The sequence below is a fragment of the Microcystis sp. M53603_WE2 genome (assembly GCF_030065435.1).
This window is the reverse complement of record NZ_JASJFF010001314.1, coordinates 1-5,690: the sequence shown is the minus strand read 5'-3', so window position 1 is coordinate 5,690 and position 5,690 is coordinate 1. Positions and strand designations below refer to the sequence as shown.

Below are 5,690 nucleotides of genomic sequence, written 5' to 3'. Positions count from 1 at the left end.
TTATACAGGTCATCAACGGTGGTAAGGATGACATTTTCCGATAAATCCTGGGTAACTTTGGTGCGTTCGATGGGATTGAGGATTTTTTCGCTTTGTTGTTCGATAATTTGCTTAAATTCGCTGGTAGGGTTGGGACTCATCGGGTTATCCTCTTATGAAAAGTCAAAAATAAGGAAAATTATGGCCGTTATGACCATTCTAAGGCTCCTTTTCGCCAAGCATAGACGAGAGCAACCACAAGGATAGCAATAAAGATCAGTGCTTCTACAAAAGCTAATAGGCCCAATTGATTGAAAGCTACTGCCCAAGGGTAGAGAAAGACGGTTTCCACGTCAAAAACCACGAAAACGAGGGCAAACATATAATAACGAATGTTAAACTGAATCCAAGCACCGCCGATCGGTTCCATCCCCGATTCATAGGTGGTACGTCTTTCTGGACCGCCACCACTAGGCCGCAGGACTTTGGAGGCAGTTAGGGATAGGATTGGTACTAAACTGCAAGCGAGCAGAAATCCTAGAAAATACTCGTAACCTTTGAGGACAAACACTGGGTTTTTTTTCTCCTTATTCGCTATCGACAGGGGAAGTTGTCGGCATCTCTATGGGTACTTATTATAGAGGCTTTAGCAACCCGTCTCCTTCTCAAAAGCAGCATTGAAGATGTTTATCGATACCATTAGCCAATCGTCGGGTCAAACTTCGCTTCTGTCCGTGCTTTGCTCTTAACTCTGACGGGGTGACAAGGAAATGACCGTAATGGACTGCTGACTATCCAGATTACTCGTTAAGACTGCATGGGAGTGCCAGAGTTGCCAGTCCGAGCATTTGTACTAAAATTTCCGATAGGCAGTCTAAATTAGGAGAAATGCTGTCAGACCCACTATACTTTGTTAATGCACCCGCTCAGAAAAGCAATCGCTTTATTTTGGCTCTGGGAAATGGACTTGCGATCAAGTATATCAGGATGGATATTTTTTTACCGTTGAAAAGGGTTAATTAGATTTAATTTACTAAGCCAATTAAAATCATCAATTTTGTTTCAGTGATCTTAACCAAGTTTCTGACATAACTATCTCCTCAAAGTTGAGTAGCTTGTTTATGAAGCCAACTTTTCAGACTTTTATACGCTGATAACCACTATTTGTATTCATCGTCATTTGGTTCACCGCTGGAATAACCCATAGTTATAAAATTTTGACTAGGTTTTTCTACTATATTAATCCATTTTCTCACCTCTGGAAAATTTTGAACTCTCGAATAGAGACGATTATGACGTTTTAAAGCAGTTGTCAAACTGTGACCCGGATTAGTTATAGTATGTCCGGGGTTATTGGAATCAGTTTTCCATTCTTGACTGGATACCGAAGCTAAGATCATAGATTTCAGAAAACATTCGATCGTAATACCTCCAAAGTGCATAGCAGCTATTTTCCTATTAGATTTACAAAGTATTTCTGTATCTTGATGACGTTGTAAAAAAGCTGATTGGTAATCTTCCATCCCTAATTATCTATTCGCTAGAGTTAATACCTGTGAATAAGTTTTTTTTTAGCTGAGGATTAAACAAGGGTACTTTATTAGACAATAAAGCACCCTTTTAATTTAGCTTAGAACTCTCCTTTTAAAGCGGCATTACAGCGCTCACAAATAGTGGGATCATCGGCAAATTTTCCCACTTGAGTCGAATAATTCCAACAGCGATCGCATTTTTCGCCGTCCGCTTTGACAATTCCCACCGAAACAAAGTCCGATTCTCCTTTATATTCGGCGGTTTGAATTGCGCTAATATCACTAACTAATTCCACTTGAGAAGAGAGAAATAGATAACGCAATTCATCGACTTTATTCCCCGTTAAACTCTCACAATTGTTGAATAATTCCAACTCCTGTTGTAAGGTTTCATCGGGAACATAAAGTAAAACTTTTGCCTCTAAAGAAGCACCGATCGCTTTATCATTTCTGGCAGTTTCCATCACCTTATTAACTTCGGTGCGTAGCTGCCGGAATTTCGCCCATTTATCGGCCAATTCGCGATTATTCCAAGCAGGATCGATGTTTAGCCATCCTGACTCAAATACCGATAAATAAGGAGTTTTGTAGGGGAGAAATTGCCAGATATCTTCCGCTAGATGAGAGAGGACAGGAGCGATCGCTTTAGCGAGATTTTCTAAAGCAATAGCATAGACTGTTTGACAACTGCGACGACGGAAAGAATTAGGATCAGAAATATATAAACGATCCTTAGCGATGTCGATATAAAAGTTAGATAAATCGACAACACAAAAATTCTGTACCGTCTGGAAAAAGCGGAAAAATTGGAAACTTTCAAAAGCTGCCGTTACTTCCGTAAACACCTCCGAGATACGATGTAACATATAGCGATCAATCTCCGGTAGCTCTTCATAAGCTACCGCATCTTTAACGGGATCAAAATCATTTAAACTCCCCAGTAAAAACCTGGCAGTGTTACGGATTTTATTACGGATATCTACCAACTGTTTAAGAATATTTTGACCGATATTCACATCATTGGTATAGTCCACCGAGGACACCCATAACCGAATCACATCCACCCCATAAGCGGGTTCTTTTTTCTGGTCTTTACCACCATTAATGATCACATTGGGATCGATGACATTCCCCAGAGATTTACTCATTTTTCGTCCCTGTTCATCCAAAACAAAACCGTGAGTTAACACCGTTTTATAGGGAGCAATACCATTAGCAGCGACACTGGTTAATAAACTCGATTGAAACCATCCCCGATGCTGATCCGATCCTTCTAGATACATATCCGCAGGATAACTTAATTCTGGTCGAGCATTAGCCACCGCATTCCAACTAGAACCAGAATCAAACCACACATCCATAGTATCCATTCCCTTGCGATAACTGCGACCATTATTGCGATAACTGGGAGGTAACAATTCCTCTACGGATAACTCCCACCAAGCATTAGAACCCTTGACTGCGAAGATAGCTTGAACGTGATTAATCGTCTCCTCCGTTAACAGAGGTTCATTCGTTTCTTCGTCATAAAAAACAGGAATAGGAACCCCCCAACTGCGCTGACGAGAGATACACCAATCGCTTCTTTCACTAACCATAGAAGTGATGCGATTCTTACCCGTTGCAGGAATCCAACGCACCGAATCAATTGCTTCTAAAGCTAATTCCCGGAATCCTTCCACGGAAGCAAACCATTGTTCTGTTGCGCGGAAAATTGTCGGTTTTTTGGTTCTCCAATCGTAGGGATATTTATGCTGATATGCTTCTTCTTTGAGTAAGGCACCCTTTTCTGTCAGTGCTAAAATGATTGCTTCATTAGCATCTTTCAAGACATTTAAACCCGCAAATTGTCCCGCTTCTGCGGTAAAATTTCCCTGATCATCCACGGGAGAAAGTATCGGTAAACCGTAACGTTGACCGACGATATAATCTTCCTGACCATGGCCGGGGGCCGTGTGAACTAATCCGGTACCGGAATCAGTGGTGACATAATCCCCACCGATGAGAATCGCACTTTCTCTGTCAAACAAAGGATGACGATATTTAGTATGTTCTAATTCCAGACCTTTAACCGTTGCTTTAATCGTCAAAGTCCTGTTAAAAGTGTCGGCCAATTTTTCGACTAAATCCGTCGCTACAATTAGATAATTAGACTCGCTAGTTTCCACCACTGAATAGTTTAATTCTGGGTTTAATGCGACGGCCAAATTCCCGGGTAAAGTCCAGGGGGTAGTCGTCCAGATAGCGACGGATAAATTAGGCAAAAATGGCCTTAAAACCGGGGTTGAAACTGACGTAATCGGAAAAGCAACATAGACACTGCGGGAAGTGTGACCTTCGGGATATTCTAATTCGGCCTCAGCTAAAGCGGTTTGAGAACTAGGACTCCAGTGAACTGGTTTTAGTCCCCGATAAATATAACCTTTTAGGGCCATTTTTCCGAATACGGCAATTTGAGCGGCCTCGTATTCTGGTTGTAGGGTTAAATAGGGATTTTCCCAGTCTCCCCAGACTCCATACCTTTTGAAACCTTCACACTGTTCTTTTTGCGTTTGAAGGGCAAAATCGTGGGCTTTCTGACGTAATTTCAAAGGGGTTAGACCCTCTTTTTCTGAGCTTTTGAGACTTTGTAAAACCTTTAGTTCGATCGGCAACCCGTGACAATCCCAACCCGGCACATAGCGCACTTTGTAGCCTTGCAGCAGTTTATATTTATTGATAATGTCTTTGAGAATTTTATTTAAAGCATGACCGATATGCAGAGACCCGTTAGCGTAGGGGGGACCATCGTGGAGAATAAATAATTCTTTGGGGTTATTTTGCGCTAATTTCTCGTATATTTGCTCATCTTGCCAGAATTTCTGGATTTCTGGCTCACGTTTGCTGGCATTTGCTCGCATATCAAAGTCAGTTTGAGGCAAATTAACGGTATCTTTGTAACTTTTAGCGTTGGACATTCTGGCAAACCTATGGATATCAATCGTTTTTGGGATTCATTCCTAAATAACGTCCCTTTGAGAGTCGTTATCTCTATTCTGTCACATAACTGTAATACAAATATTACAAGTGACAATCATTGATCTATAAGTCTAGCGAGATTGAGTCCAAGAGCGATGATTCCGAAAGGCTATAATTTAGTTATTCGAGGATAGGGAGCATGGGGACGATGGTGACGAATCCTAATTTTTTTTATGTCTCTCCAGAAGTGTATCTAGAAGGGGAAAGAGTCAGTCCGATCAAGCACGAGTACCGAAAAGGACGGATTTATGCGATGGTAGGCGCAAAAAAGCCGCATATTGTCTTAAATACAAATCTAGCCACTTTATTAAGTATCCATCTCGATGATAGTCCCTGTCTTGTTCTCACTTCCGATATCAAAGTCCGGTTAGAGGAGGCAAATTGTTATTATTATCCCGATATTGCGGTGGTTTGTGACGAGAGAGAGATTAACAATACCGATGATTTTATTCTCTATCCCGTTCTGATTATTGAAGTATTATCGAAATCTACGGAATCCTTTGATAGGGGTGATAAATTTAGCGATTATCAAACCTGTCCCACCTTAAAAGAATACATTCTTATCCATCAAAACCAGAGGAAAATTGAATGTCACCGTCGCGAGGATTCTGGAATCTGGAAAGAACAGATCTATGAAGCCGGGGATGCGGTAGAATTCACCAGTGTAGGATTCCGGGGATCGCTCGCTTCTATCTATCGCAAAGTCCCCGGTTTGGTATGATTACAATTCTTTTTTGACATCGCACTTTTATGTCTCTAGGGATAGGGGTAGATCTGTCTCCCTTTGCCTAAAAACCGAGATTATCAAGCATTTAATTCTATTTGTCAAACCTGTAGGAAGTTTTCCTTTTGGGTAGCTGTTCGTCAATACCAAATTAGGTTATACTTTATGTTTATGGGAAAGGCTGTAAATTGCGATCAAAAAACAGAAATTTAGCGATCGCTGTTAGTTCCCAACTGCCCTAGGGAACAATAAACATAGCTGAAAGACAGCACTCGATCGTGTAAGGTCAGGGCAAACCCTAATTAGGGCTTGCTGAATAAATCTAAAAACCTTGTTGGATAAGACTTTTGGACTTTTTTCCCCTCAAAAAGTACCAGATATGGGAGTGATCAGGGGGAAATTCAGGGACTTTTTCCCTGAAAATTAGGTAATTGACC

4 protein-coding genes and 1 pseudogene are annotated in these 5,690 nt (G+C 41.1%); 1 reads left to right on the top strand and 4 read right to left on the bottom strand.

Going from position 1 to position 5,690, the window contains the following annotated elements; genetic code table 11:
* The 4 genes and pseudogenes from PX481_RS27560 to ileS form a co-directional block, all read right to left on the bottom strand.
* Positions 1-140: pseudogene (locus tag PX481_RS27560) on the bottom strand (NADH-quinone oxidoreductase subunit B); the annotation flags it as partial.
* Between the two features lie 47 nt (positions 141-187).
* The gene (ndhC, locus tag PX481_RS27555; protein ID WP_002739390.1) at positions 188-550 is read right to left on the bottom strand and encodes a photosynthetic/respiratory NAD(P)H-quinone oxidoreductase subunit C; all 363 of its coding nucleotides are present in this window, start codon (positions 548-550) and stop codon (positions 188-190) included.
* A 589-nt stretch (positions 551-1,139) separates the two neighbouring features.
* A complete protein-coding gene (locus PX481_RS27550; protein WP_002760972.1) occupies positions 1,140-1,502 on the bottom strand; it encodes a hypothetical protein in 363 nt (120 codons plus the stop codon).
* 107 nt (positions 1,503-1,609) lie between these two features.
* On the bottom strand, positions 1,610-4,468 hold the full coding sequence (gene ileS / locus PX481_RS27545; RefSeq protein ID WP_288097129.1) for an isoleucine--tRNA ligase: 2,859 nt from the start codon (positions 4,466-4,468) through the stop codon (positions 1,610-1,612).
* Between the two features lie 209 nt (positions 4,469-4,677).
* On the opposite strand from ileS, the gene PX481_RS27540 reads away from it, so the two are divergent.
* A complete protein-coding gene (locus PX481_RS27540) occupies positions 4,678-5,250 on the top strand; it encodes a Uma2 family endonuclease (protein ID WP_288097127.1) in 573 nt (190 codons plus the stop codon).
* Positions 5,251-5,690: the final 440 nt, after the last annotated feature.

Bases quoted from the DNA above. Each gene is read 5' to 3' on its own strand.
- PX481_RS27550 (WP_002760972.1), bottom strand. From the start codon at position 1,502: ATGGAAGATTACCAATCAGCTTTTTTACAACGTCATCAAGATACAGAA.
- ileS (WP_288097129.1), bottom strand. From the start codon at position 4,468: ATGTCCAACGCTAAAAGTTACAAAGATACCGTTAATTTGCCTCAAACT.
- PX481_RS27540 (WP_288097127.1), top strand. From the start codon at position 4,678: ATGGTGACGAATCCTAATTTTTTTTATGTCTCTCCAGAAGTGTATCTA.